Source organism: Pelomonas parva (genome assembly GCF_043555835.1).
GTDB classification, from domain to species: Bacteria; Pseudomonadota; Gammaproteobacteria; order Burkholderiales; family Burkholderiaceae_C; genus Pelomonas; species Pelomonas parva.
In genome coordinates this window covers 580,885-603,714 of record NZ_JBIGHV010000001.1, presented here as the reverse complement: position 1 = coordinate 603,714, position 22,830 = coordinate 580,885, and the positions used below count along the sequence as shown (strand labels likewise).

Below are 22,830 nucleotides of genomic sequence, written 5' to 3'. Positions count from 1 at the left end.
GAGTCCTCCTTTGAAAGCCAGGCTGCTGGCGGGTCTGCTGCTCGTGGGCGCCGCGCAGGCCCAGGGCTCTGAGAAGGCATCCGCCAGCGCCACACCGGCCGTCACTATGACCCGCCACATCGAATTCACCGCTGAATGGGACGATGCGCTCCAGGCCCGTGACGTGCAACGCGTGACCGCCTTGCTGCGCCGCGCCAAGGGCGACATGCCGCGCAACCGGTTCGGCGACACACCGCTGCACAAGCTGCCTGCGCTGCATGAGTCTGGCGATGTCGTGCCCGTGATGACGGCGCTGCTGGCCCACGGTGCCGATGTGCACGCCGCGACATCGGGGGGCTTCACGCCGCTGCACATGGCGGCCTTCTCCACCTGCGCACCCTGCGTGCAGCTGCTGCTGCGTGCAGGTGCCCGCGTGCAGGTGGCCAGCCGCAAGCACGGCACGACACCCCTGCACATGTCCAAGCCCGAGACCCGCGCCGCCTTGCTGGCCGGCGGGGCGGACATCGCCGCGCGTGACAAGCTGGGCCGCGTGCCCTTGCACACGGTGGCGATGCCCAGCGCCGAACTGACGGGCCCGGGCGTGGGCCTGGACGTGGCCGACGCGCAAGGCTTCACGCCTTTGCACTGGGCGGCCTTTGAGGGCGGACATGAGGCTGCCGCGTGGCTGCTGGCCCAGGGCGCCAACCCGCGCCTGCGCAGCACGGCGGCCTATGTCTACACCGACCCCGTCCTGGCTGCCGAATGGGCGTCCACCGCCACCTACCCGGCGGGCTTGCGCTCCTACGACCTGGCCAAGGCACGACACGACGAGGTCAAGTGGTCCACGGGCAAGTTCCGTCGGGTCTGGGAACTGCTGGACAAGGCGACGCCGCGCGAGGGCTGGTTCTCTCGTTGAGGTCAGCGGCGGCTGTCGTCGCGGCGCAAGGCGTGTTCAAAGGCGGCCAGCGTCGGCGCGAAGTCCACGCCCGTGCCCTCGAACTTCCTGGCGAGGGCCGGGAAGGTCTTGCGGCCCCATTTCAGCAACTGCTTGCGGCGCTCGGGTGGCATGTAGTTGGGCGCGGGAATCCCGTCCGTGAATCGCTGCAGCGCGGCCTGGCTGGGCTGGGCCAGCAGCGCCTTCTCCTCGGGCGACAACGTGGCGGCAAGCACAAATTCCAGGGCATGTTCGTTCCTGCGGCCCGCCAGCTCCGCAGCCAGCCGCGCGGGGAAGTCGGCCGCCGACCGCAGGCGCGCCGTGGCAGCCTCGCGCACGGCGCTGGTGTGGTAGCCATCCGCCAGTTTGAGCAGTTCCGCAAAGCCGAGGTCGGTCTGCGGCTCGAGGCGGGCCATCTCGGCCAGTTGCGCAGGTGCGTCGTCATGGGCCTGCTGTAGGCGGTGGACGATGCCGGCCAGGTTGCCGAGCCCCGTGCGCGCGAGCTGGGAGCCGAAGAAGCCCACGCAGGCGACGAGGCTCAGCGCGGCAAACGCGGTCCACGGCCAGCGCAGCCACTGCAACGAAGACCCGAGCGCCAGGCCGGGAGTCAGGCTCAGGCAGATCAGCAGCGCCGTGGCGAGCGGAACCAGCACGATCAGCGGCACATAGATCACGCGGGGCGAGAACCCCGGCTGGATGAACATCGCCACCAGCACGAAGCAGACGACGGCCAGCGAAGCCGCCGTGGCGACGCTCAGCGCAAACAGGGCAGGGCGCCCCAGGCGCAGCCCATCGAAGCCACCGCTGGCGGTGACGCAGAGCAGTCCGCCCATCAACAGCAGCCACTGCGGAATCAAGACGAACAGAACCTCAGGCTCCCAGCCATTGCGGAACGCCTTCTCGTGGGAGTAGGCCCACAGCAGGTGTTGCAGCGGCCACAGCAGCAGGACGACGGCGATGGCAGCGCAGACGTTGCCGATGGTTTGGTAGGGCAGCATGGTGGCCAGGGTCAGCTTGGTTTGGGCGGCTGAATGTAGGGGCCGGCCGCCGCTCGTGACTGCCGCTGAGACCAGTGAAACAAAGGAAACGCGCGGGGCCTTTCGGGAAGGCGGATTGAAACGCGGCGTGTCGACACTGCGGGCATTCCGGCAACCGCTGCACGCACAGGCGACACGACCATGAACACGAGCAACTCGCAGCGCATGGCCATTGGCGGCGCGCTTCTGCTGGCCGCTGCCGCTGCGGTGGGCATGCAGAGCCTCTTCACCGTGAAGTCCGGCTCGGGCGTGCCGATGGGCCCCTCGGTGCGAACACCGCAGCATGTGGCGACCTTGATCTCCAAGCTGGAGCCCTATGTGCCGTCGCTGCACCACCGGCCTGAGAACGACCGCTACACGATCAGCCTGCTGCTGGTGCCGGTGGACGGGCGCTCGGGCGAGCAACTCATCCCCATCGCCAAGGGCAAGCGCTCCGGCGAGCTGACGCTGGCGCGCCTGCTGGGCGGTGATGGCAGAACGGTGTGGTTCAACGTGGCGGGTCTGGGCGGCGTGGATGTGGCTTCACGCCGGCTCATCGGCCCGGCCGAGCTGCGGCGGGCCAATCCCGAGCTGGACGAGCCCTGGGACGACTACCGGCGCGCCGACTTCGACCAGCGGCTGCGCGTGACCTCGCCCGACCGCCAGCGCGTCCACGCCGTCGACCCCGCCACGCTGCGCGCCGAGCCGGTGGCACCGGCCAAGCCGAAGCTGCCGTTCACCCCCGACGTGCAGGACTTCCTGAGCGTAGGTGCGCACCCGGCGCCGCAGCAGTGGCTGGCCCTGCTGTCGCCTCAGCAAGCGGCGCGCGAGTTCAGGCCCGGCCAGCGGCTGTCGCCAGCGATTTCGGCAGAGAGCGCCAAGGTGATGCGGCGCCTGCACCGCGCCGAGCTGGGGCCGGTGATGGACCGCGGCATGCGCCCTATCCAGTCGCTGACGCCGCTGTCGGCCGACGAGTACTTCAACGCGGCCTTTGTGCGCAGCGCCAACGCGGGCGAGCCCATCCGTGTCGCCTCGCCGGACAGCTTGCTGATGGCCTACAGCGCCTCGGCAAGCCTGGGCGCCACCGTGGTTGTGGCCCGCGTGGACAGCGCCGGCAAGTTGCTGTGGCGGGTGGACACGGGCATCGAGCGCTTCAAGTTGTCGCAGATCCTGCCGGGCTCGCCCTGGGTGGCCTTCATCGGCACGCGGCCGCCGGTGCCGGACAAGTTGTCCGAGCCGTTGCTGGTGCGGGTGAACAGCGAGACCGGCGCCATGGTCAGCACTTCCTTGTGGAAGTGAGCATCGTGCAAGTGGGTCAGGGTGGGCTCATGGAGCGCCAGATGACCCGCCAGGTGTCCAGCTCTGACAAGGGCTGGCCCTGCTGCGCGCGCCACAGCGCCAGGTGGCAGAACGAGCGCAGCAGGGGCCAAAGTTCGGCCTCCTCGCTGCAAGACGCCTCGGACGGGTGATCGCCCTCATCGGTGCGCACGAAGCGGCCGGCACGCCACATGAGGGTGCTGCAGCCTTCCTTGTCGGACCGGCTGAAGCGCGCCCCTCGTTTCAGCGCATGAACGATGGCTTGCTGAATGGCTTCGACGCTGTCCGGGCAGGTGAGCACCGGCGCATGCGACGGCTGCGGGGCAGGGCGGGCTTGAGCGGGCAGGCGCTGCGTGGCGCCTTCAGCGCCCAGCGGCTGATCGAGCGGCGCGTGCGACCTGCGGATGGCGTCCATGTCGGGCAGCTCCGGCGCCGCCACCGGTGGCAGCAGCACGAAGAAGTGGCGCCGTGCGTCCGTGAACTCGCCGCTGGCGATGGCGCTGTTGCGGGCGCGGAAGTCCAGGCCCTGGCCGCTGGCGGCCGGCCGCGTTGTCAAGGCCCGGGCCAACAGCATGTAGGCGCCCACGGGCGGCGCCGGGAAGCTGTGGCCGATGTCCTCGATGGCGTTGCCCGCTGCCAGCTCCGCCCGCACCAGGTCGCGCAGGGCGCCGGGAAAGCGCGCCAGCTCTGCGAGCTGATCAGCGGTCAGGGGCATGCCGATGCGGAGCTCACGGTGCTCAGGGATTGGAGCTGCTCCACACAGCCAGCCCGTCGGCATTGATGTAGCTGGAGCTTCGCCCCACACCCACGAATGCCAGGCCACGACTGAAGGGCCGCGCGAAGCTGTACTGCGGCGGGATCACGGTCTTGCCGCGCTTGTCGATGTAGCCGTGCAGCTTGCCCACCTTCACCACCGCCAGGCCTTCCGAGAACGACCAGGCGCGGTCCACCGCCGGCTGCTGCTGCACCGTGCCCTGCGTGTCGATGAACAGGATGCGGTCGCCTTGTTTCACCAGGGCCAGGCCGTCGGCGAAGTCCTCCGCCGTGTCGTATTGGGCCGGCACGACCATCCGGCCCGCGCGGTCGATGTAGCCGTACTTGCCGTCCATCCACACGCGGGCATGGCCCTCGCTGAACTCGCTGGCCTGCTCGAAGCGAGGCGGCACGAGCAGCTCGCCGGCAACGGTCATGTAGCCCTGCTTGCGACCCTCCCACACCCGCACCATGCCGTCGGCCGGGATGCCGACGAAGTCGATCTTCGGCGGCGTGATGTCGCGCCCGCTGGCATCGAACACGCGGTGCGTGCGCTGCCGGCTTTCACTGCGCACCAGGCCGCCGGCGGCGGGCAGCAGCTTGTCGTGCTGGGCCGCCACCACCAGCTTGCCGGCGCGGTTGATGGCGCCGTACTTCGGGCTGCCCCAGGCATCGTCCAGGCCCACCACCGCCACACCGCCCGAGAACGGCCCGGCACTGTCGTAGGCGGGCGCGATCGCCCATGCACCCGCGGCGTCCACATAGCCCCAGCGTGCCCGGCCCTGTGCGTCCTTGCCCAGCGCCGGCATCAGGCCTTCGGTGTAGGGCAGCGTCCAGGCCTCCTGCGGTGCCACCACCATGCGGCCGGCTCCGTCCAGATAGGCCGCTCGCTGGCCCTTGCGCACCAGCGTCAACGGCTGGCCCGGGATGATTTCCCGGAACTCCGGCGGCAGCACAACGCGGCCGTTTGCGTCGATCAGACCGAAGAGATCGCCTTCCCGGATGGTGTGCAGCGCCGCTTCGGCCGGCACGGGCGTGGCCGCCATCGGGGCCCGGGCCACCAGCAGGCCGCACATCGCCAGCAGGCATTGCACGGTCTTGCGGACCCGCGACATCGCGGTGACGGCGTGTGGCTTGTCGGCGGTGGTCATGGCGGGTGCGACCGTCACTGTTGGTAGAAGTAGTAGCAGCCCAGCATCGTGCCCAGCTCGGGTTTGGTCAGCGGCGCGGTCAGCATGGCCGTGCGCTTCTCGGCAATGGGGCGTTCGCACATCAGCGCGCCTTCGCTCTTCTCGCAGTTGCCCAGCGACTGACCGACCAGCTGTTCATAGGCGGGCTTCACGTCATTGGCCACCGCCTTGACCGTGACGGCAAAGCCGAGGCCCATGCCGATGCTCTGTGGCGTGATCTCGATGATGGGTTTGCCCAGCCAGCTGATCGGCCGGCGCGGCTTCCACGTCGGCGCACGGTCGTCCTGCACGAAGTGGGTCTTGATGACGTCGGCAAACTTCTGCGCGCGGGCCGGGTCGTCCTTCATGTCCAGCCAGGAATCCTGGCACGAGGCCAGGCGCGACAAGGTGTCTTGCGGCTCAGCAGCCTGGGCAGCAGTGCCGATCACCAGCAGGGCAAGGGCGGTGGAAAAGTGGTTCATCGATGGGCTCCGGTTGGGTATGCCGGCACGATGCCTGGCCCGAGTTTCAAGCGCGTTGCCTGCAGGGCGTGGGCTTGTTTCGTTGGTTGCAGCGTGGCTACGTCTGGCCGCCCAGTTCGCGAACGAATTCGTCGCGCTCCATCGACAGCGCCGCACCTTCGCCGCCACTGGTGGCGCTGCCCGCGTAGCTGTAGGCCCACTCCACCGCCTTGCTGCGTGCATGTGCCGCACCAGCTGTGTCGCCGGCCTGGGCCAGGCGCAGCATGCGCTGGCGGTACATGTGGGCGATGGAGATCAGCACGCCGATGTGGTCGCAGCCCCGGCGCATGGCCTGCTCGGCTTCTTCCAGCCGGTCCTGTGCTTCCAGCGCGTAGGCTTCTCGTGCCCATTCGGGCTGGCCGTCGTCGGGGGCCGGCGGCTCGAACTCCATCTGGAACTGGATGCCGTACAGCAGCACCTCGCCCAGGTCGCCCGCCATCGTGGCTTGCTCGCGCGTGGTCGTCACACGGGCCCGCAGCGCCGTCTCGGGCTCATTGCCGGCCACCAGCAGGTGCAATTGCGCGATCGGCTCGGGGCCGTCGTCGATGTCGAACACCGCCAGGCCCACGGTGGCGCCACTGGCGATGCGCTGGCACTGCGGCGCAGGGTAGTCGGCGCGCGCCTGCGCCTCGATGCGGCCGAGCAAGGCCTGCAGGTCGCCCTCGGGCGCGGGCAGTTGCTCCAGGCTGATCTGCACCGAACTGTCGGGGTGCAGCAGCAGCAGGCGCCGGCTGTCGTCCAGCAGGTGCCAGCCCAGCGGCACGGCCAGTACGGCCTGCAGCGCCGGGCTGACCACCCAGGCCCGGCCGTTGTCTTCGTCCATCGCCTGGATACGCGGCGCAAAGCCCTGGCCTTGCTCCAGCAGCGCCTGGTTGATGGGATGGGTCTGCTCCAGCGTGGCGCGGCCGCCGGCCAGGGCGAAGCTGCCGATGTCGGGCAGGGTCAAGTCGTCGCCTGGCGCCGCGGTCATCACCTCGGGCTGGGGTTGCAGCAACACCGTGGCGCCTTGGGGCGCGGCCAGCCGAAAGCTGGCCAGGACGCGTTGCCAAACTTGGAACACGTGCGCGCCCAGCGCGTCCGGCCCGATGAGGCTGAGGTGCAGCAGCCGCCCGCCGTCTTCTGCAAAGGCGAAGAACATCGTCATCGGGCCGAAGTCGCCCTGCACGGCGCATTGGCCCACGATGGCGGGCAGGTCGCCCAGGCTGGCGGGGCCCAGCGTGCTGGGCTGCACCTGGTGCTGCTGTATCAGCCACAGCGCCCAGTCCTGCACCGTGCCTTCGTCGAAGGCCGGTCGGGCCGAGGCGACCAGGATGATGGCGGCATAGGGCGCAGCCACGGCGGCCAGACCGAACAGCCGGGTGGCGTCGTCGAAAGCGGGCTCTTCCTCCGGCAAGTCCTGCGCTTGCCAGCTGTCGGGCAGGTCGACGGAAAAGCCCAGGTTGGCGATGCGCGCGGGAAAGTCGCGCTGCACGAAAGTCGATGAGGTCATGGCGGTGTCCGCGAGGGTGGCGATTCGCCATCGTGCGCGGGCGGCGTTTCAATCGGATTTCGTTTGCACGAGCCACGACATGCCGGAGCTGAAACCTTTGAAACAGTCGACTACGGAAGCCCAACAGACAGGCTTGGAGTCGCGTCCTGATCTGCGTTACCGCTTGAAGACCCGGCGCAGGCCAGTAGCATCGTGCCCTCACTCGCGAGGTATCCCGTGAAACTCCAAGACCTTCTCGCTACCGACGCCCTGATCCCGTCCTTGCCGGAGGCGGTGAATCGAATCCTTGGCGAACTGCAGGCTGAAGAGCCTGATCTTCGTCGCGTCAACCAGCTGCTGTCCGGCGAGGTCGGGTTGACGGTGCGCATCCTGCGGCTGGTGAACTCGGCGCGCTACAGCCCGGGCGGCCAGCGCATTGCGACCGTCGAAGCGGCCACGGCCCTGCTGGGATTGGGGGCCACGCGCCAACTCGTGCAGGCAGCGGCCGTGGGTGGCGCCTTCAAGGGCGTGCCGGGCGTGGACATGACAGAGTTCTGGCGCCACAGTCTGGACGTCGCCAAGATCGCCCAGTCCCTGGCCGAGGAATTCAGGCTGGACAAGGGCATCGCGTTCACTGCGGGGCTGCTGCACGGCGCGGGCGACCTGGTGCTCAAGATGGCCATGCCCGACCGCCCGAGCCTGCAGCCGGGCTTTGCCACGGATGACAACCGCTATGACGCCCAGATCGCCGATCTGGGCTATGCCTACCCGGAAGTCGGTGCTGCCTTCGCGTCGCGATGGCTGTTTCCGGAAAGCATCGTCGACGCCATCCGCCACCAATGCGATCCGCAGGAAGGTGACGACCAGACGCTGTCCAGCCTGCTGTACCTGTCGTGCTGGAGCGCGCGCGCCCATGAACTGGATATCGAAGGCACCGCGCTGTTCGACACTTTCCCGCGCGGCGTGGCCGAGGCCATCGGCCTGACCGACACGGAGCGGCTGTGCGGCGACAAGGTCATTGAGTGGACGGCGGCGGATGAGGCACGCGACTTCTCGTGACGTTGCCGGCAAGCGTTGAGCCCGCTCAGACCTTCTTCACGAACTCCGACTTCAGCCCCATCGCGCCGACGCCGTCGACCTTGCAGTCGATGTCGTGATCGGCGTCGACCAGACGGATGTTCTTGACCTTGGTGCCAAGCTTCACCACCAGGGACGAGCCCTTGACCTTGAGGTCCTTGATCAAGATGACCGTGTCGCCGTCCTGCAGCACGTTGCCGACTGCGTCCTTGACGAGGCGCACCTCTTCGGCGGCGGGCGCAGCCGACGACGACCACTCATGGCCGCACTCGGGGCAGATGAACTGAGCGCCGTCCTCGTAGGTGTACGCAGACTGGCATTTCGGGCAGGCGGGCAGGGTGGTCATGGGTTCTCTCTTCGCTCGGGAAGAAAAAAGCCCCACAGGCTTTCGCATGTGAGGCTTCTGATTTGGCTCCCCGACCTGGGCTCGAACCAGGGACCTACGGATTAACAGTCCGGCGCTCTACCGACTGAGCTATCGAGGAATTGTTCGGTACTTGTTGCCTGCCATTCGGTTGTGGCGGGCTGTTTTTAAAACATCTGTTTGGCTCCCCGACCTGGGCTCGAACCAGGGACCTACGGATTAACAGTCCGGCGCTCTACCGACTGAGCTATCGAGGAACAGAGCCCGTGACTATAGCAGGATTTTCAGAGTCTGACCTCCAGGCTCGCACGCAAGGTGCGTGGCGCCAGCGGGTAGAGATAGCTGTGCTCAAACTGCCAGGGCGACTCGCGCCAGGCGCGCTTGTTGGCGAGGTTGTCGATGGCCGCGCGCCAGATCCAGGTCTGGTTGCCCTGCAGCTGCGTGTAGCGCAGGCCGGCGTCGGCCACGGTCCAGGCGGGCACGGCGATGCTGTTGTCGGGCGTGGCGAAGCGGCGGCCTTCGTGGCGCAGGCCGAGCTGGGCTTGCAGGCCGGGCAGCAGGTCCTGGCGCACGTGTGCCTTGATCGTCGTCTGTGGCACGTTGGCGGGTTGGCGGCCGTTGAGGCTGGCCTCGGCACTGCCTTCCCGGCGCGCCTGCAGGCGCATGGCGCTGGCGAACAACCCGCCGCCGCTCCACTTCAGGTCGGCGCTGGCCTCAATGCCACGGTGGCGGGCGACGCCGTCGGCACGGCGCTCGCAGCTGTTGTCGACATCGCAGGCGCCGATGTCACGCCATGCCGGGCGGCGGATGTCGAACACCGTCAGCGAGCCTTCGACGCGCTGGCTGCCGGTCTTCAGGCCGATCTCGGTCTGGCGGCTCTTCAGCGCAGGCAAGGCCTGGCCCGCGTTCTTGTAGCGCGGGCGGTTGGGTGCGACCTCGCTCTCGATGCCCTGGCCCCAGCTGGCGTAGACCAGCCAGTCGCTGGCGATGGCGTGGCTGAGCGCGAGCCACGGCGTCGTCACGCCCTGCGAGTAGTCGGTGGCGCGCGAGCCATCGGTGCGCACGCTCTCGCGTTGCAGGCGGGTGTGGCGCAGGCCCAGCCAGGCGCTGGTGTCGGCGCTCAGAGCCACGCGGTCACGCAGGTAGAGCTCGTGGCTGCGTTCGTCGCGGTTGGTGTTCTCGCCGGTCAGCGCAGGGCTGGGCGACGTGACGATGCTGCCGTCGATGTTGCCGATGCCGGTGATGTTGTAGGCCTGGCGTTGGAAGCGGCTCTTGAACTGGCTGCTCAGTCCACCGACGGTGACGTCATGGCGCAGGCCGGCCAGTTGCACAGGGCCGCTGGCTGAGATGTCCACCGATGTGGTGTCGCGGTGCTCGTTCTCGCTGCGGAAGTCGTACACGTCGAAGCGGCCGTCGGGGCCGAAGCGGTCGCAGTAGAAGACGCCGGCGAAGTCGCTGTTCTCGTTGCAGTCCAGGCCGAACGCATAGGCCAGCCGGTCGTCGGTGCGCAGCCGCTGCATGCCCAGTGCTGCCTGCACGCGCCAGTCGCCGCCCAGCTTGTGTTGCACGCGCAGCGAGGCGTGCGTGTTGTCGAAGACGACCGGCAAGCTCCAGGGCTGGTTGTTGAGGTTGAGCCGGGGGTCGACGCTGCCGGCGTCGGGCAGGCGGTCGCCCAGCAGGCTGAAGCCTTGCTGGCTGGGTTGCCTCTGGCGGTTGAACTCGACCTCGGCCTCCACCAGCGTGTCGGCGCTAGCGCGCCAGTCGGTGGCCAGCGCAGCGGTGTGCGAACGGCCCTGGCTGTTGCGCAGTTGCGGGTCCAGGTGGGCCGCCGCGAGGTTGACGCGCACGCCGAACTCGCGGCTGGCGCCGAAGCGCTGGGAGTGGTCGAGGCTGGCCTGTGCCGAGCCGCCCTGGATGGCTTCCAGCATCAGCGCCGTGGCATCGTCGGCCAGCGGGCGCTTGACGACGAAGTTGACGAGGCCGGCCGGCGAGCTGGTGCCGGCCTGCATGCCGGAGCTGCCTTTCAGCACCTCGATGCCCGACTTGTTGGCCAGCGACAGCGCGGTCTCGCCGCTGACGGGCAGGCCGTCGCGGCGCAGGTTGAAGCGGTTGTCGAGGTCGAAGCCACGGATCTTGAGCTGCGACCAGTAGCCGACGGCGTTGTAGGCGTCGGAGATGGAGGCGTCGAGCTTGGTGATGCCCGAGAGTTGGGTGATGCCGAGGTCGTCCAGCCGTTCGGCGGACAGGCTCAGGGCCTGCATCGGCAGCTTGGCGGGTGGCTCGTTGAAACCGGACAGGCTGGGCACGGCCTCGGTGGACTTGCCGGCCACGCTGACGATGGGCAGGGTCTGGGCGGAGGCGATGCTGGCGGTCAGCAAGGCCGCAGCGGTGGCGATGAGGGAAAGAGTGTGTCGTGCCATCGGAATGCAAAGCGATGGCAGGTCGGCAAACGAGAACGCGGAGGGCTCCGGAGACGTGAAAAGGGGGCCCTGCTGATCGGCTGCTTCCCTGCGCGAGGATTACCTCAATCAGGTTCAAAGGGACTGTCTCAGTCGCGCTGCCGAAAGCAGTCGCAACACCCCTAGCGAAGACGCGTCACCGTTGGCGACGCGTCGGGCGGGATTCTATGCGCTGCGCGGGCGCTGCTGTTTTCGGGTCCGATGTGTAAGCCGTGGCTTGCAAATCATAATTTTTCGAATAAAAATGCAAGCTATGGCTGACATTATCAGGCTGCCCGCTGATCTTGGCGAGTTGTTGCGCCAGCGACGAGAAGACTTGGGCCTGAGCAAGAAGGCGGTGGCCGAGCGGGCGGGGCGCGTGCGCGAGGTGATCTACCGCCTGGAGGGCGGTGAGGAGGCGTCCGTGTCGTCGCTGTTCGACGTGCTGCGGTCGCTGAACCTGGCCATGCGCCTGGAGCCGGCGGGCCTGCCGACGATGGAGGAGGTGGCTGCCGCCTTCAACAAGGACGACGATGCTGCCTGAGCGCATCGCCCAGCTCGATGTGTCCATCGGGCAGCGCGTGGGTGCCGGCCAGCTGCTCAAGGCCTCGACCTACGAGTTCCGGTATCTGGAAGCGGCCGCCGAACAGCCCTCGGTCGCGCTGCTGATGCCGGCGGCGGCCAGGCTCACCTGGACGGACGGCGACCTCTTCCCACCCATGGATCAGAACCTGCCCGAGGGTGACCTGTTCATGCGCATCCGCGCCCTGTTCCCCAAGCAGCAGACGACGGCGATGCACTTGCTCGCCCTCATCGGCGACAACGGCATCGGCCGGCTGGGCTACCGCATCCCCGGTGCCGACGCGCCGCAGGCCGCCGTCCCCTTGAGCAAGGAGAGCCTGCTCGGCACCGCCTATTCGCCCCAGGTGTTCAGCGACCTGGTGGCGGCCTACCTGAGCACCGGCGCCGGCATTGCCGGCATGCAGCCCAAGATCATGGTGCCGGAGGTGCGGGTCTCGGTTCCCATTCCGACGCTCATCGTCAAGACCGCGAGCGAGGCCTATCCCGCCCTGGCGGCCAACGAATACCTGTGCCTGCGCGCAGCCAACCTGGCCGGCATCCAGACGCCGGTGTTCGACCTGTCGCATGACGGCCAGATGCTGGTGCTCGAGCGCTTCGACGCCGTTGCCAATGCGGATGGCACGGTGGAGCGACTCGGCTTTGAGGACATTGCGGCGCTGTCGGGCCAGCGCGTGCGTGACACCCTCTCCGACCGCAAATACCACGGCAGCTATGAGCGCATCGCGGGTCTGCTGAGGCAGCTGCAGCTGCCGCAAGCCGACCTCGACCGCTTCTTCGAGCAGGTCGCGTTCTCCATCATGGTTCGCAACGGCGACGCGCATCTGAAGAACTTCGGGCTGCTCTACCGCTCGGCCAGTGACATCTGGCTGGCGCCGATGTTCGATGTCGTCACGACGGCCATCTACCGCTACACGCAGTACGCGGGCGGCCCCGAACTCGAAGACCGGACGTTGGCGCTCAGGCTCTTTGCCGGCAAGCACACCACCAAGGCTTACCCGAGCGTGCAGGAACTGCTCCTCTTCGGCGCCAAGGTGTGCAGCGTGAAGGCGCCGGCCGCCGTGCTGCAACGCCTGGCCCTGGGCATGCGGCAGGCGCTGCACGAAGCGAAGGCCGATGAGCGCATCCCGCGCGAGCTGCTGGCGCGCATGCGGGAAGTCTGGGAGTTAGGGCTGGCCTATGGCGATGCCGAAACGGCAAGGCCGCGCGGCCAGCAGTAGGGCTCAATCAAACACTGGCGAGTCCACGCCCAGCACCTTGTGCAACTTCGGGCTCGTCGTCGTGTACTGCAGGTGGATGCGCTTGTCCGGGAACACGTAGGGCGCTGCGCCGAACGCGGCCAGCGCCGTCTCGTGGAAGCCACTCAGGATCAGCTTCTTCTTGCCCGGATAGGTGTTCACGTCGCCCACCGCAAAGATGCCCGGCACGCTGGTCTCGAACTTCTCGGTGTCGACGACGATCTGCTTGCGTTCCAGCGCCAGGCCCCATTCGGCGATGGGCCCGAGCTTGGGGGACAGGCCGAAGAAGGCCAGCACCTGGTCGCAGGGCACGACGCGGGTGATGCCGTCGTTGCCGGTGATCTTCAGGCCTGTGAGCTGGCCGTCGCGCTCGTCAATGCCCGTGGCCTGGCCGACGATGAACTGCATCTGCTGGGCGTCGCAGAGTTCATGCATCTTGGCCACGCTGGCGGGCGCGGCCTTGAAGCCGTCGCGGCGGTGCACGAGGATGACGCTCTCGGCCTTGTGCGGGTTGCCGTCTGCGTGGCCGGCGCAGAAGTTCAGCGCCCAATCCAGCGCCGAGTCGCCGCCGCCGATGATGAGCAGGTGCTTGCCGGCGAACTGCGCCGGGCTCTTGACGCGGTAGTGCACCTGCGAGCCTTCATACGCCTCGACGCCCTCGACCTTCAGCGTGCGCGGCTGGAAGCTGCCGACGCCGCCGGCGATGAAGACGGTCTTGGTGACGAGCTGCGTGCCCTTGTTGGTCTCGACGATGAAGCGGCCATCGTCCAGCTTCTGCACCACGGTGACTTCCTGGCCCAGGTGGAAGGTCGCGCCAAAAGGCGCGATCTGCTTGAGCAGGTTGTCCGTCAGCTCCTTGCCGGTGCACACCGGCACGGCGGGGATGTCGTAGATGGGCTTGTCGGGATACAGCTCGATGCACTGGCCCCCGGGGTAGGCCAGGCTGTCGATGATGTGGGCCTTGATCTCCAGCAGGCCCAGCTCGAAGACCTGGAACAGGCCGACCGGGCCGGCGCCGACGATGACGGCATCGGTCTCGACGGCGTCGGGCCGGATCTGTACTGCCTGCATGGGGAACAAGTTCAGCGGATCAGCTCGGGCAGCTTGCCCGTCTTGTCTTTCCAGTCGTCGGCATCGGGCAGCGCGGGCTTGCGCTTGGTGATGCTGGGCCAGGTCTTCGCCAGGTCGGCGTTGATCTTGATCATGTGGATCTGATCGCCGGGCACGTCCTCCTCGGGCAGGATGGCATTGACCGGGCACTCGGGGATGCAGACGGCGCAGTCGATGCATTCGTCCGGGTCGATGGTCAGGAAGTTCGGGCCTTCGCGGAAGCAGTCGACCGGGCAGACGTCGACGCAGTCGGTGTATTTGCAGCGGATGCAGGCTTCGGTGACGACGTGGGTCATGAGCGGCTCTGGGAAGTGAGGGGCGCCTTTTCAGGCGAAACGATGATTTTATTGGACGCCGGCAGGGCGCCCGTGCCGACGATGAGAACGGCCGGCCGGCCGCCGTGCAGCGGTGCCGCTTCGGCGAGGTCGGCCAGCGCGTGTTCGCTGGTCAGCGCGTCGTCGCAGCCGGCACGGCTGACGACGAGTGCGGGTGTATCTGCCGGCCAGCCGGCGGCCTGCAGCTTGGGGCCTAGCGTGTCGAGCTGGCGGCCGGCCATGTAGAAGACTTCGGTGTCTGCCGACAGCGCCGCGCGCAGTTCGCCCTCGGCCGTCATGGCCGTCGTCAGGCTCACGTTGCGGCCTCGGCCACGGCGGGTCAGCGGGCGTTGGGTCAGCGCGGCGGCTGCCGAGGCGGCAGTGACGCCGGGGATGACTTCGCTGGCGATGCCAGCTTCGGCTAGCGCCTGCAGTTCTTCCTCCAGGCGGCCGAAGATGCTGGCGTCGCCGCCCTTCAAGCGCACGACGATGGCGTGATCCTGCGCGGCCTGGACGAGCAGCGCGTTGATCTCGGCCTGCTTGGCCGAATGCTCGAAGCCGCGTTTGCCGACGTAGGTCCAGCGGGCGTGCGGCGCGAGGTCTTGCAGGGCCGGGTCGGCCAGCGCATCGGCGAGCACGACCTCGGCGGTGGCGAGCGCACGGGCGCCGCGCAGCGTGATCAGGTCAGCGGCGCCAGGGCCCGCGCTGACGAAGATCACACGGCCGGCCATTACCAGGCCTCTTCCGCCGGTGCGGCTTGCACGTCCACCAGCAGCGCGCCGCTGGTGCGGTGGCTGGCGGGGTCGACGACGATCAGCGCGCCGCCGACGCGGTTGTCTGCGAAGGGCTCGACGGGCAGCTCGTGCTGCACTTCCATCTGCACGCGGCCGATGGTGTTGACGGGCAGCTCGTGGGCGTCCTGCGGCGTCAGCGTGTTGATGTCCAGCACCGAATCGATGGCCGAGATGCGCGCCTGCACCCAGCGGTTGCCATGGCGCACCCAGTACTTGCGGCCGGGCTTGGCGGCTTCGGTGTCCAGCCAGGCCAGCGTCGCGGAGAAGTTCTTGGTGGCGGCCGCGCTGCCGGGCGTGACGATCCAGTCGCCGCGGCTGACGTCGAGCTGGCGGTCCAGCACCAGGCCGGCCGAGTCGCCGGCTTCGGCACTGGCAACGGCCTCGCCGGCCAGGCGCACTTCGGACACAACCGCCGTCTGCCTGGACGGCAGCACCTCGATGGTGTCGCCGGCCTTCACCGCGCCGTGGGCGATGCGGCCCCACAGCACGCGTGGCTGGAAGCCGGTGCCGGCGGACTGGTAGGCGTCTTTCTGCACGTACTGGACGGGCAGGCTCAGCGGCGCGTCGGCGCGCTCGCTCAGCGTGGGCAGGCGCTCCAGCACTTGCAGCAGGGACTCGCCGTTCCACCAGGGCGCGTCCAGCGGCTGCGTGACGTTGTCGCCCCGCAGCGCACTCACCGGCACGGTGGCGGCCACGTTCAGGCCGGCGGCGGTGGCGAACTTGTCAAGCGCCGTCTTGACCTTGGCGAAGCCGGCGCCCGCGTCGTCCAGCGCGTCGATCTTGTTGATGGCGAAGACGATGCTCGGCACGCGCAGCAGCTGGGCCAGCAGCGAATGGCGGCGCGTCTGCGGCAGCAGCGTGACCTCGTCCTGCGTCAGGTCCAGCTTGGTGATGTCCACCAGCACGACGGCCGCATCGCTGCCGGCGGCGGCCGTGACCATGTTGCGCGTGTACTGCTCATGGCCGGGGGCGTCGGCAATGATGAACTTGCGCGTCTTGGTGGCGAAGTAGCGGTAAGCCACGTCGATGGTGATGCCTTGCTCGCGCTCGGCTTCGAGGCCGTCGGTCAGCAGGCTCAGGTCGATGGGGCGGCCGGCGGCGCGGCGCTCCAGCGTGTCGAGCTGGTCGGCCAGGATGGCCTGGCCGTCGAACAGCAGGCGGCCGATCAGCGTGCTCTTGCCGTCGTCAACGGAACCGGCCGTGAGGAATCGCAGCGCCTTCATCAGAAATACCCTTCCTTCTTGCGCTTCTCCATGGAAGCTTCACTGGTGCGGTCGTCCATGCGGGTGGCGCCGCGTTCGCTGACGGTGACGGTCAACGTCTCGGCCACCACCTCGCTGGCGTTGGCGGCGGGGCTCTCGACCGGGCAGGTGCAGGTCATGTCGCCGACGGTGCGGAATCGCACCTGCGCGGTCTCGACGGTCTCGCCGGGTTCCGGCGGCGTCACATCGGTCAGCGGCACCAGCAGGCCCTTGCGGCGGATGACCTGGCGCTGGTGCGCGAAGTACATCTGCGGCAGCGGGATGTTCTCGCGGGCGATGTAGAGCCACACGTCCAACTCGGTCCAGTTGCTGATGGGGAAGCAGCGGAAATGCTCGCCCGGGCGGATGCGCGTGTTGAACAGCGTCCACAGCTCGGGACGCTGTTCCTTGGGCTGCCATTGGCCGAAGCTGTCGCGGTGGCTGAAGATGCGCTCCTTGGCGCGCGCCTTCTCCTCGTCGCGCCGGGCACCGCCGATCAGGCAGTCGAACTTGTGCTCCTCGATGGTCTCCAGCAGCGTCACGGTCTGGTGGCCGTTGCGGCTTTCCAGCGGATGGCTCAAGCGGATGGTGCCCTTGGCCATCGAGTCTTCGAGGTGGCCGACGATCAGGCGCTCGCCCATGTCCGCCACGCGCTGGTCACGGAAGGTGATGACCTCGGGGAAGTTGTGGCCCGTGTCGATGTGCACCAGCGGGAAGGGCAGGGCGCCCGAGTAGCCACTCGGATGCGCCGCGTTCTTCATCTTGAAGGCCTTCTCGGCCAGGCGCAGCACGACGCAGGAGTCCTTGCCGCCGGAGAACAGCAGGGCGGGGCGCTCGAAGCTGGCGGCCACCTCGCGCAGGATGAAGATGGCTTCTTCTTCCAGCGCATCGAGATGCGCGTGGTCGACGTCGGCGATGAGTTGTTCGGGTTTCACAGCAGCATTCATGATTTCGCGTGCAGACCGCACTCCTTGGAACTGTCCTCCCACCACCACCGACCAGCGCGGAAGTCCTCGCCGACGGCGATGGCGCGCGTGCAGGGCGCGCAGCCGATCGAGGGCATGAACTGGTCATGCAGCGGGTTGTAGGGAACGTCGTATTTCTCGACATAGGCCCAGACCTCAGCCCAGGTCCAGTCGGCGATGGGGCTGATCTTGCGGCGGCCTTGGCCGTCGTCTTCGTCGAAGGCCACGTCACCTCGCGCACCACTCTGCTCGCGGCGCAGGCCGGTGATCCAGGCCGAGCGGCCCTTCAACATGCGGCCTAACGGCTCCATCTTGCGCACGCCGCAACAGGCCTTGCGCAGCTCGATGCTCTTGTACATCGGCTCCTCGCCCTCGCGGGTGACGAACTGGATGACGGCTTCGGCGACGGGGCTGAAGACCTCGACGTCGCGGCCGTAGCGCTCGTGGATGCGCGGCAGCAGGGCCAAGGTCTCGGCGTGCAGCCTGCCGGTGTCCAGCGTCGAGATGGCGATGGGCAACTGGGTGCGGGCGATCAGGTCGGTGATGACCATGTCTTCCACGCCCAGGCTGCTGCTCTGCACCAGGCCGTCGCCGTGCTCGATGTTGGCCTCACGCAGGCGCTGCAAGGCGGCTTCGATCTTGGCGTCAAGTGCGGGCGTCCACTTGGCATACAGGGCTATGGCATTGCCGGCCGCAGGCGCGGCGGCCCAGGGCAGGCTGCTGACCTCGCTCACGCTGCGCTCCTGCGCATGAACCACGGCCGCGTCTCGGCCACGTCGCCCTGGTAGAAGCCGACCGGCGCGAACAGGTCCAGCGCCTTCTGCGCCGCCGCCTGCGACTGGTCGCCACGCATGACGACCTCGTCGAAGCCAGTGCGGGCCAGCAGCTGCATCATGTCCACCAGCACTTCGCCGCGGGCGCGGATGGCGCCCTTGAACTGGTGGCGGATGCGCAGCAGGTGGGCCTGGCTGTAGGCGCGGCCGTCGGTCCACTTCGGGAAGTCCAGCACCACCAGCGCGATGCGCGGCAGGTCGGGCGCGAGCTGGTTGATGTCGGCGTCGTTCGGGAACTCGATGGCGACCGGCATGTCCTGCGGCCAGTGGGCGCGCACGGCGTGCCATTGCTCCAGCGACAGCAGGCGGTTGGGCGCGGGATCGGGATCGGGCTTGGGGCCGTCTTCGCCGATGGCGTGCTTCCAGGCACAGGTGGTGGCGTTGATGAACTTCATGATGTGATCAAGCCTTCGCAGTCGAAACGCGAACGGCATTCGCGGCGGTCTTGAAGGGGTCGAGGCCCAGGCGCTTCACCGCGTCGATGAAGTGCTCACCGGCTAAGCGCTCGCGTGTGAAGGTCTCGATGACGGCGTCGATGGCGTCGGCGATCTCGTCGGCCGCAAAGCTGGGGCCGATGACCTTGCCGGCCACGGTGCCGCCGGCGAGCTTCGTGCCGTCGCCGCCGCCCAGCGTCAACTGGTACCACTCGGTGCCGTCCTTGTCGACGCCCAGCACGCCGATGTGGCCGCTGTGGTGGTGGCCGCAGGAGTTGATGCAGCCGCTGATGTGCAGGTCGATCTCTCCGAGGTCTTCCAGCTCGTCGATGTCCTGGTAGCGCTCGGCGATCTCGGCGGCCAGCGGCAGCGAGCGGGCGTTGGCCAGCGCGCAGAAGTCGCCGCCGGGGCAGGCGATCTGATCGGTCAGCAGGCCGGCGTTGGGCGTGGCGAAGCCGGCGGCGCGGGCGGCCACGAACAGGTCGGCCAGTTCGGATTCCTTCACCCAGGGCAGCACGAGGTTCTGGCGGTGTGACACGCGCAGCTCGCCATGGCTGAAGCGGTCGGCCAGCGCGGCGGCGGTGTCCATCACGTCGGCGCTGGTGTCGCCGGGGGCGATGCCGATGCGCTTGAGGCTCAGCGTGACGGCGCGGTAGCCGCTCAGTCGGTGGCCGTGTACGTTGCGCGAGAGCCAGCGGGCGAAGGCGGGGTCGCTGGTGTCGAGCTGCACGGGGGCTTCAGCCTTGACGCCGGCCGGGTCGACGAAGCAGGCGGCCACGCGGTCCAGCTCGGCCTGCGGAATGATCTGCTCGTGGCCGGCCGGGTCGCCGGCCAGGATGCGCTGGTACTCCTCGTTGACCGCGTCGAAGAACTTCTGGCCCTCGGCCTTGACGAGGATCTTGATGCGGGCCTTGTAGAGGTTGTCGCGCCGGCCGGCCAGGTTGTAGACACGCACGATGGCCTCGATGTAGACGAGGATCTGCTGCCAGGGCACGAAGGAATTGATCTCCACGCCCGGGATGGGCGTGCGGCCCATGCCGCCGCCGACGAGGACCTGGAAGCCGATCTCGCCGGCCTCGTTCTTCTTCAGCTGCAGGCCGATGTCATGCCAGCCGATAGCCGCGCGGTCTTCCGCCGCGCCGCTGATGGCGATCTTGAACTTGCGCGGCAGGTGGGCGAACTCGGGGTGCAGCGTGCTCCACTGGCGCAGCACCTCGGCGTAGGGGCGCGCGTCGACGATCTCGTCCGGCGCGATGCCGACGAAGGCGTCGCTGGTGATGTTGCGGATGCAGTTGCCGCTGGTCTGGATGCCGTGCATGTCGACCTCGGCCAGCAGGTCCATGACCGTGGCGCTGTCGACCAGCGGAATCCAGTTGTACTGAACGTTCTGGCGCGTCGTGAAGTGGACGTAGCCGCCCTGGCCGGCGAAGGGGCCGTCGGGCTGGCGGTCGTACTCGCGGGCGATCTTGGCCAGCTGGCGCAGCTGGCGCGAGGACAGCTCACCGTAAGGCACGGCCACACGCAGCATGGGTGCATGGCGCTGGATGTACCAGCCGTTCTGCAGGCGCAGCGCGCGGAACTCGTCGGTGCCCAGCGTGCCGGCCAGGTGGCGCTCCAGCTGGTCGCGGTACTGCGCAGCGCGGGCGTGGACGAAGCGGCGGTCGAAGTCGGTGTACTGATACATCGAAGGGTTCTTTCAGTGAATCACTTTCCAGCCGGCCATCAGCAGCGAGGCGCACAGCAGGCTGCGCACGACGCCGTCGGGCAGGCGGCGGGTCAATTGGGCACCCAGCCAGATGCCGGGTAAAGAGCCGATCAACAGCGGCACGAGCAGCGCCCAGTTCACATTGCCAAGCGTGGCATGGCCGATGCCAGCCACCAGCGTCAGCGGCACGGCATGGGCGATGTCGGTGCCGACGATGTCGCGGGCCTGCATGCGCGGGTAGATCAACAGGATCAGTGTCGCGCCAATCGCGCCGGCGCCAATGGACGACAGCGACACCAGCACGCCCAGGATGACGCCGCTGATGACGGTCAGCGCCGGCTTGCGGCTGTCGGGAATCCAGCGCTCCAGCCGCAGGCCCAGCGCCTGCCAGCTCTTCTTGAAGGCGACGACGACGGCCGTCAGCAGCAGCGCGATGCCGAGTGAAAACGTCAGCGCCGAGGCCCAGCCCTTGGTCACGCCGCTGAAGTGCATCAGCGCCACCGTGGCCAGCGACGCCGGGATGGAGCCGGCCAGCAGGCGGCGCGTGATGGCCCAGTTGACATGGCCGTGGCGGGCGTGGGCGACGGAGCCGCTCATCTTGGTCAGCGCCGCAAACCACAGGTCGGTGCCGATGGCGACGGCCGGGCTCAGCTTGAAGACGGTCAGCAGCAGCGGTGTCATCAGCGAGCCGCCACCCACGCCGGTGATGCCGACGATGATGCCGACCCCCAAGCCACTCGCAATCGCAATCCAGTCCAGCACCCAGAACACTCCGGCGGCGACCCCTTGTCACCTGAGGGCGCGACTCTAGGGAATGTTGCAGTGCCGCAGAACTATTTAATTCTTGGGCCCATATGCCCAAGCCGAATAAGCAACTTCAGTTCGTGGCGAGCAGCTTCAACACCGCGACCTGTTCGGCGATGCGCGTCGGCACTGTTTCGGTGCCATCCAGCATGGCGCGGATCAGCGCGGCGTTCTCGCCCGGCTCGCAGGCGGGCGAGAGCGGCCAGTCCAGGTCGGCGGTGTCCGCCGGGTGCAGCGGGGCCGCGGCACCGTCCTGGAAGCCGATCAGATGGGCCTTGCGGCGCAGGTGGGCGTAGGCCTCGCCCTCGCTGGCGCGCATCAGCAGCGCGCGGCCGCCGTTCGCCGTCAGGCCGGGCAGGGCCTGGCCCATGCTGTCCAGGTACTCCGGATGAGTCACCGCGACGACGCGCACGCCGCGCCCGGCGGGGAAGGGGTCCAGCAGCTTGGCCAGGCTGTGCGAGCTGTTGCGCAGGCCCAGGCGGGGGCGCAAGGCCATCAGATTGTTCAAGCCAGGGTTGAGCATTTGCAAAGGCAGGACGGCGAGCTTGGCCGTCGCCAGGCGCTGTTCGGCATCGGCCAGCGTGGCGCTGGCGTGCAGGCCCAGCGCGTCCAGCAGCTCGAAGGGGCTGTGGCGGCTGTCGAAGTCATGCCGGCCGAAGATCAGCACCGGCACGCCCTCGCGGGCCAGCAGCTGCGCCACCAGCGGCATCAGGTTGGCCTGCTTGCGGGCGCCGTTGAAGCTGGGCAGCAGCACGGTGCGCGGGCCTGCCGGGGCAGCCAGCGATGCCGTGCGCGCCTGCATCGCCGCCAGGAAGCCGGCCACCTCGTCGGCGCTCTCGCCCTTGATGCGCATGGCGATCAGCAGCGCGCCCATCTCCATGTCGGGCACCGCGCCGTCCAGCATCTCGCCGAACAGCTCCTCGGCCTGGGCGCGGCTGAGGTCACGTGCACCGCGGGCGCCGCGGCCCACTTCCTTGATCAACCGGGCGTAGTTCATGGCGCCCAGTGTAGGAATGACGCAGCTGCAGGGTCAGAACGCGAAGCTCGCGGCCAGGGAGACCAGGCGCAGCGTGCCCTTTTCGCCAGCGAATTGGGCCTCGGTCGTGTCGACACCCAGCTCCAGCTTGACGGTATTGGAGATGGCATAGGCGACGCCCAGGCCGGCGTAGACCTTGGCCTTGCTTTCCGATTGGGAGCCGCTCGCCGCGCCGACGGTGGCACTGGCCTGGGTCTTCACCCGAGCAACGCCCAGGCGGAAGTTCATGCCCCAGTCGGTGCTCAGCGGCAGCGCGAAGCCCGCGCCCAGCGCGATGGCGGTCGGCTTGATGGTGAGGGACATCGTGCCGTCCGCACCCTTGAACTTGCCGAAGGCCATGTAGCTGGCTTCCAGGCTGAAGCCATTGCCGAAGTTGTAGCCGCCGAACAGCTTGGCACCGGTATCGCTCGCGTCGCAGCTGGTCGCGCCCGTGCAGTCGAGATTGATGTGCGTGGCACCACCGGCGGTGCCGATGTAGCCATGGGCTTGCTGGTCGGCGTGGGCAGCGGTGGCAGCGAGGACTGCGGCCAGGATGATGGCGTGCTTCTTCATGAAAACTTCCCTGTGGTTCTTGATGGAGGAGCCGGCTGGGTGACCGGCCCGCGTTGCCTCGTCGTCGAAGCGGGCCCGCATGCTATGGGCGCCGTGCAAGCCGGCCAGCGAGCGTTGTCGTAGACAAGCGACGCTGGTGAATATGCCCCGTGCGACCGCCTTGTTGGCGTGATCTGTCATCAACGGCGG

Annotated in this window: 23 protein-coding genes, 2 tRNA genes and 1 riboswitch; of the genes, 5 read left to right on the top strand and 20 right to left on the bottom strand. The window is 68.2% G+C overall.

The features are described from left to right. Nucleotides 1-10 precede the first annotated feature (10 nt). Nucleotides 11-895, top strand: a complete 885-nt coding sequence (locus tag ACG00Y_RS02545; RefSeq protein WP_394475701.1) for an ankyrin repeat domain-containing protein — start codon at nt 11-13, stop codon at nt 893-895. Nucleotides 896-897: 2 nt separating this feature from the next. Here ACG00Y_RS02545 and ACG00Y_RS02540 read toward each other — a convergent pair whose 3' ends face one another. After that, entirely contained in the window at nt 898-1,911 is a 1,014-nt protein-coding gene (locus ACG00Y_RS02540; RefSeq protein ID WP_394475700.1) for a hypothetical protein, read from the bottom strand. 180 nt (nt 1,912-2,091) lie between these two features. Here ACG00Y_RS02540 and ACG00Y_RS02535 point away from each other — a divergent pair, with 180 nt between their 5' ends. Beyond that, nucleotides 2,092-3,228: a hypothetical protein gene (locus tag ACG00Y_RS02535; protein WP_394475699.1), complete on the top strand. Its 1,137-nt coding sequence runs from the start codon at nt 2,092-2,094 to the stop codon at nt 3,226-3,228. 16 nt (nt 3,229-3,244) lie between these two features. Here the strand turns inward: ACG00Y_RS02535 and ACG00Y_RS02530 are convergent, their stop codons facing one another. The 4 genes from ACG00Y_RS02530 to ACG00Y_RS02515 form a co-directional block, all read right to left on the bottom strand. Further along, on the bottom strand, nt 3,245-3,961 hold the full coding sequence (locus ACG00Y_RS02530) for a hypothetical protein (protein ID WP_394475698.1): 717 nt from the start codon (nt 3,959-3,961) through the stop codon (nt 3,245-3,247). A 22-nt stretch (nt 3,962-3,983) separates the two neighbouring features. Beyond that, nucleotides 3,984-5,150 (bottom strand): WG repeat-containing protein, encoded by a 1,167-nt coding sequence (locus ACG00Y_RS02525; RefSeq protein WP_394475697.1) that lies wholly within the window; start codon nt 5,148-5,150, stop codon nt 3,984-3,986. Nucleotides 5,151-5,164: 14 nt separating this feature from the next. Next, on the bottom strand, nt 5,165-5,650 hold the full coding sequence (locus tag ACG00Y_RS02520) for a hypothetical protein (protein WP_394475696.1): 486 nt from the start codon (nt 5,648-5,650) through the stop codon (nt 5,165-5,167). Nucleotides 5,651-5,747: 97 nt separating this feature from the next. After that, complete coding sequence (locus ACG00Y_RS02515) at nt 5,748-7,178, bottom strand: hypothetical protein (protein WP_394475695.1); 1,431 nt, start codon at nt 7,176-7,178, stop codon at nt 5,748-5,750. A 216-nt stretch (nt 7,179-7,394) separates the two neighbouring features. Here ACG00Y_RS02515 and ACG00Y_RS02510 point away from each other — a divergent pair, with 216 nt between their 5' ends. Then, on the top strand, nt 7,395-8,216 hold the full coding sequence (locus ACG00Y_RS02510; RefSeq protein WP_394475694.1) for an HDOD domain-containing protein: 822 nt from the start codon (nt 7,395-7,397) through the stop codon (nt 8,214-8,216). A gap of 25 nt (nt 8,217-8,241) precedes the next feature. Here the strand turns inward: ACG00Y_RS02510 and ACG00Y_RS02505 are convergent, their stop codons facing one another. The 4 genes from ACG00Y_RS02505 to ACG00Y_RS02490 all read right to left on the bottom strand — a co-directional run bounded on the left by ACG00Y_RS02505 (nt 8,242) and on the right by ACG00Y_RS02490 (nt 11,018). Further along, nucleotides 8,242-8,580: a zinc ribbon domain-containing protein YjdM gene (locus tag ACG00Y_RS02505; protein WP_394475693.1), complete on the bottom strand. Its 339-nt coding sequence runs from the start codon at nt 8,578-8,580 to the stop codon at nt 8,242-8,244. Between the two features lie 63 nt (nt 8,581-8,643). After that, nucleotides 8,644-8,719, bottom strand: a tRNA-Asn gene (locus ACG00Y_RS02500). A gap of 60 nt (nt 8,720-8,779) precedes the next feature. Continuing rightward, nucleotides 8,780-8,855 (bottom strand) — tRNA-Asn (locus ACG00Y_RS02495). A gap of 27 nt (nt 8,856-8,882) precedes the next feature. Then, nucleotides 8,883-11,018 (bottom strand): TonB-dependent siderophore receptor, encoded by a 2,136-nt coding sequence (locus tag ACG00Y_RS02490; protein WP_394475692.1) that lies wholly within the window; start codon nt 11,016-11,018, stop codon nt 8,883-8,885. A 68-nt stretch (nt 11,019-11,086) separates the two neighbouring features. Further along, nucleotides 11,087-11,191, bottom strand: a riboswitch (TPP riboswitch). 119 nt (nt 11,192-11,310) lie between these two features. On the opposite strand from ACG00Y_RS02490, the gene ACG00Y_RS02485 reads away from it, so the two are divergent. After that, nucleotides 11,311-11,580 (top strand): helix-turn-helix domain-containing protein, encoded by a 270-nt coding sequence (locus tag ACG00Y_RS02485; RefSeq protein WP_394475691.1) that lies wholly within the window; start codon nt 11,311-11,313, stop codon nt 11,578-11,580. Continuing rightward, entirely contained in the window at nt 11,570-12,835 is a 1,266-nt protein-coding gene (locus ACG00Y_RS02480) for a type II toxin-antitoxin system HipA family toxin (RefSeq protein ID WP_394475690.1), read from the top strand. Before ACG00Y_RS02485 ends, ACG00Y_RS02480 begins: the two co-directional genes overlap by 11 nt. 3 nt (nt 12,836-12,838) lie before the next feature. On the opposite strand, the gene ACG00Y_RS02475 is transcribed toward ACG00Y_RS02480, so the two are convergent. The 11 genes from ACG00Y_RS02475 to ACG00Y_RS02425 all read right to left on the bottom strand — a co-directional run bounded on the left by ACG00Y_RS02475 (nt 12,839) and on the right by ACG00Y_RS02425 (nt 22,641). After that, nucleotides 12,839-13,924, bottom strand: coding sequence for an NAD(P)/FAD-dependent oxidoreductase (locus ACG00Y_RS02475; RefSeq protein WP_394475689.1), 1,086 nt, complete (start codon nt 13,922-13,924; stop codon nt 12,839-12,841). Nucleotides 13,925-13,935: 11 nt separating this feature from the next. Continuing rightward, nucleotides 13,936-14,259, bottom strand: a complete 324-nt coding sequence (gene fdxA / locus ACG00Y_RS02470) for a ferredoxin FdxA (protein ID WP_394475688.1) — start codon at nt 14,257-14,259, stop codon at nt 13,936-13,938. Next, nucleotides 14,256-15,008, bottom strand: coding sequence for a uroporphyrinogen-III C-methyltransferase (cobA, locus tag ACG00Y_RS02465; protein WP_394475687.1), 753 nt, complete (start codon nt 15,006-15,008; stop codon nt 14,256-14,258). Before cobA ends, fdxA begins: the two co-directional genes overlap by 4 nt. Continuing rightward, nucleotides 15,008-16,294, bottom strand: coding sequence for a sulfate adenylyltransferase subunit 1 (locus ACG00Y_RS02460; protein ID WP_394475686.1), 1,287 nt, complete (start codon nt 16,292-16,294; stop codon nt 15,008-15,010). Before ACG00Y_RS02460 ends, cobA begins: the two co-directional genes overlap by 1 nt. Next, complete coding sequence (cysD, locus tag ACG00Y_RS02455; protein ID WP_394475685.1) at nt 16,294-17,259, bottom strand: sulfate adenylyltransferase subunit CysD; 966 nt, start codon at nt 17,257-17,259, stop codon at nt 16,294-16,296. Before cysD ends, ACG00Y_RS02460 begins: the two co-directional genes overlap by 1 nt. Beyond that, entirely contained in the window at nt 17,256-18,011 is a 756-nt protein-coding gene (locus ACG00Y_RS02450; protein ID WP_394475684.1) for a phosphoadenylyl-sulfate reductase, read from the bottom strand. The genes cysD and ACG00Y_RS02450 overlap by 4 nt, the downstream gene beginning before the upstream one ends. Next, a complete protein-coding gene (locus tag ACG00Y_RS02445; RefSeq protein ID WP_394475683.1) occupies nt 18,008-18,505 on the bottom strand; it encodes a DUF934 domain-containing protein in 498 nt (165 codons plus the stop codon). Before ACG00Y_RS02445 ends, ACG00Y_RS02450 begins: the two co-directional genes overlap by 4 nt. 7 nt (nt 18,506-18,512) lie before the next feature. Continuing rightward, nucleotides 18,513-20,228, bottom strand: coding sequence for a nitrite/sulfite reductase (locus ACG00Y_RS02440; RefSeq protein WP_394475681.1), 1,716 nt, complete (start codon nt 20,226-20,228; stop codon nt 18,513-18,515). Between the two features lie 12 nt (nt 20,229-20,240). Then, on the bottom strand, nt 20,241-21,008 hold the full coding sequence (locus ACG00Y_RS02435; RefSeq protein ID WP_394476182.1) for a sulfite exporter TauE/SafE family protein: 768 nt from the start codon (nt 21,006-21,008) through the stop codon (nt 20,241-20,243). Between the two features lie 118 nt (nt 21,009-21,126). Further along, nucleotides 21,127-22,050 carry a DNA-binding protein YbiB gene (gene ybiB / locus ACG00Y_RS02430; protein ID WP_394475680.1) on the bottom strand — a complete coding sequence of 308 codons (924 nt, stop codon included), beginning with the start codon at nt 22,048-22,050 and terminating at the stop codon, nt 21,127-21,129. A 33-nt stretch (nt 22,051-22,083) separates the two neighbouring features. After that, nucleotides 22,084-22,641: an outer membrane beta-barrel protein gene (locus ACG00Y_RS02425; protein ID WP_394475679.1), complete on the bottom strand. Its 558-nt coding sequence runs from the start codon at nt 22,639-22,641 to the stop codon at nt 22,084-22,086. Between the last annotated feature and the right edge of the window lie 189 nt (nt 22,642-22,830).

What these genes read in the sequence shown, in the direction of transcription:
- ACG00Y_RS02540 (WP_394475700.1), bottom strand. Translation starts at nt 1,911, where the DNA reads ATGCTGCCCTACCAAACCATCGGCAACGTCTGCGCTGCCATCGCCGTC.
- ACG00Y_RS02535 (WP_394475699.1), top strand. Translation starts at nt 2,092, where the DNA reads ATGAACACGAGCAACTCGCAGCGCATGGCCATTGGCGGCGCGCTTCTG.
- ACG00Y_RS02530 (WP_394475698.1), bottom strand. Translation starts at nt 3,961, where the DNA reads ATGCCCCTGACCGCTGATCAGCTCGCAGAGCTGGCGCGCTTTCCCGGC.
- ACG00Y_RS02525 (WP_394475697.1), bottom strand. Translation starts at nt 5,150, where the DNA reads ATGACCACCGCCGACAAGCCACACGCCGTCACCGCGATGTCGCGGGTC.
- ACG00Y_RS02520 (WP_394475696.1), bottom strand. Translation starts at nt 5,650, where the DNA reads ATGAACCACTTTTCCACCGCCCTTGCCCTGCTGGTGATCGGCACTGCT.
- ACG00Y_RS02515 (WP_394475695.1), bottom strand. Translation starts at nt 7,178, where the DNA reads ATGACCTCATCGACTTTCGTGCAGCGCGACTTTCCCGCGCGCATCGCC.
- ACG00Y_RS02505 (WP_394475693.1), bottom strand. Translation starts at nt 8,580, where the DNA reads ATGACCACCCTGCCCGCCTGCCCGAAATGCCAGTCTGCGTACACCTAC.
- ACG00Y_RS02490 (WP_394475692.1), bottom strand. Translation starts at nt 11,018, where the DNA reads ATGGCACGACACACTCTTTCCCTCATCGCCACCGCTGCGGCCTTGCTG.
- ACG00Y_RS02485 (WP_394475691.1), top strand. Translation starts at nt 11,311, where the DNA reads ATGGCTGACATTATCAGGCTGCCCGCTGATCTTGGCGAGTTGTTGCGC.
- ACG00Y_RS02480 (WP_394475690.1), top strand. Translation starts at nt 11,570, where the DNA reads ATGCTGCCTGAGCGCATCGCCCAGCTCGATGTGTCCATCGGGCAGCGC.
- ACG00Y_RS02475 (WP_394475689.1), bottom strand. Translation starts at nt 13,924, where the DNA reads ATGCAGGCAGTACAGATCCGGCCCGACGCCGTCGAGACCGATGCCGTC.
- fdxA (WP_394475688.1), bottom strand. Translation starts at nt 14,259, where the DNA reads ATGACCCACGTCGTCACCGAAGCCTGCATCCGCTGCAAATACACCGAC.
- cobA (WP_394475687.1), bottom strand. Translation starts at nt 15,008, where the DNA reads ATGGCCGGCCGTGTGATCTTCGTCAGCGCGGGCCCTGGCGCCGCTGAC.
- ACG00Y_RS02460 (WP_394475686.1), bottom strand. Translation starts at nt 16,294, where the DNA reads ATGAAGGCGCTGCGATTCCTCACGGCCGGTTCCGTTGACGACGGCAAG.
- cysD (WP_394475685.1), bottom strand. Translation starts at nt 17,259, where the DNA reads ATGAATGCTGCTGTGAAACCCGAACAACTCATCGCCGACGTCGACCAC.
- ACG00Y_RS02445 (WP_394475683.1), bottom strand. Translation starts at nt 18,505, where the DNA reads ATGAAGTTCATCAACGCCACCACCTGTGCCTGGAAGCACGCCATCGGC.
- ACG00Y_RS02440 (WP_394475681.1), bottom strand. Translation starts at nt 20,228, where the DNA reads ATGTATCAGTACACCGACTTCGACCGCCGCTTCGTCCACGCCCGCGCT.
- ybiB (WP_394475680.1), bottom strand. Translation starts at nt 22,050, where the DNA reads ATGAACTACGCCCGGTTGATCAAGGAAGTGGGCCGCGGCGCCCGCGGT.
- ACG00Y_RS02425 (WP_394475679.1), bottom strand. Translation starts at nt 22,641, where the DNA reads ATGAAGAAGCACGCCATCATCCTGGCCGCAGTCCTCGCTGCCACCGCT.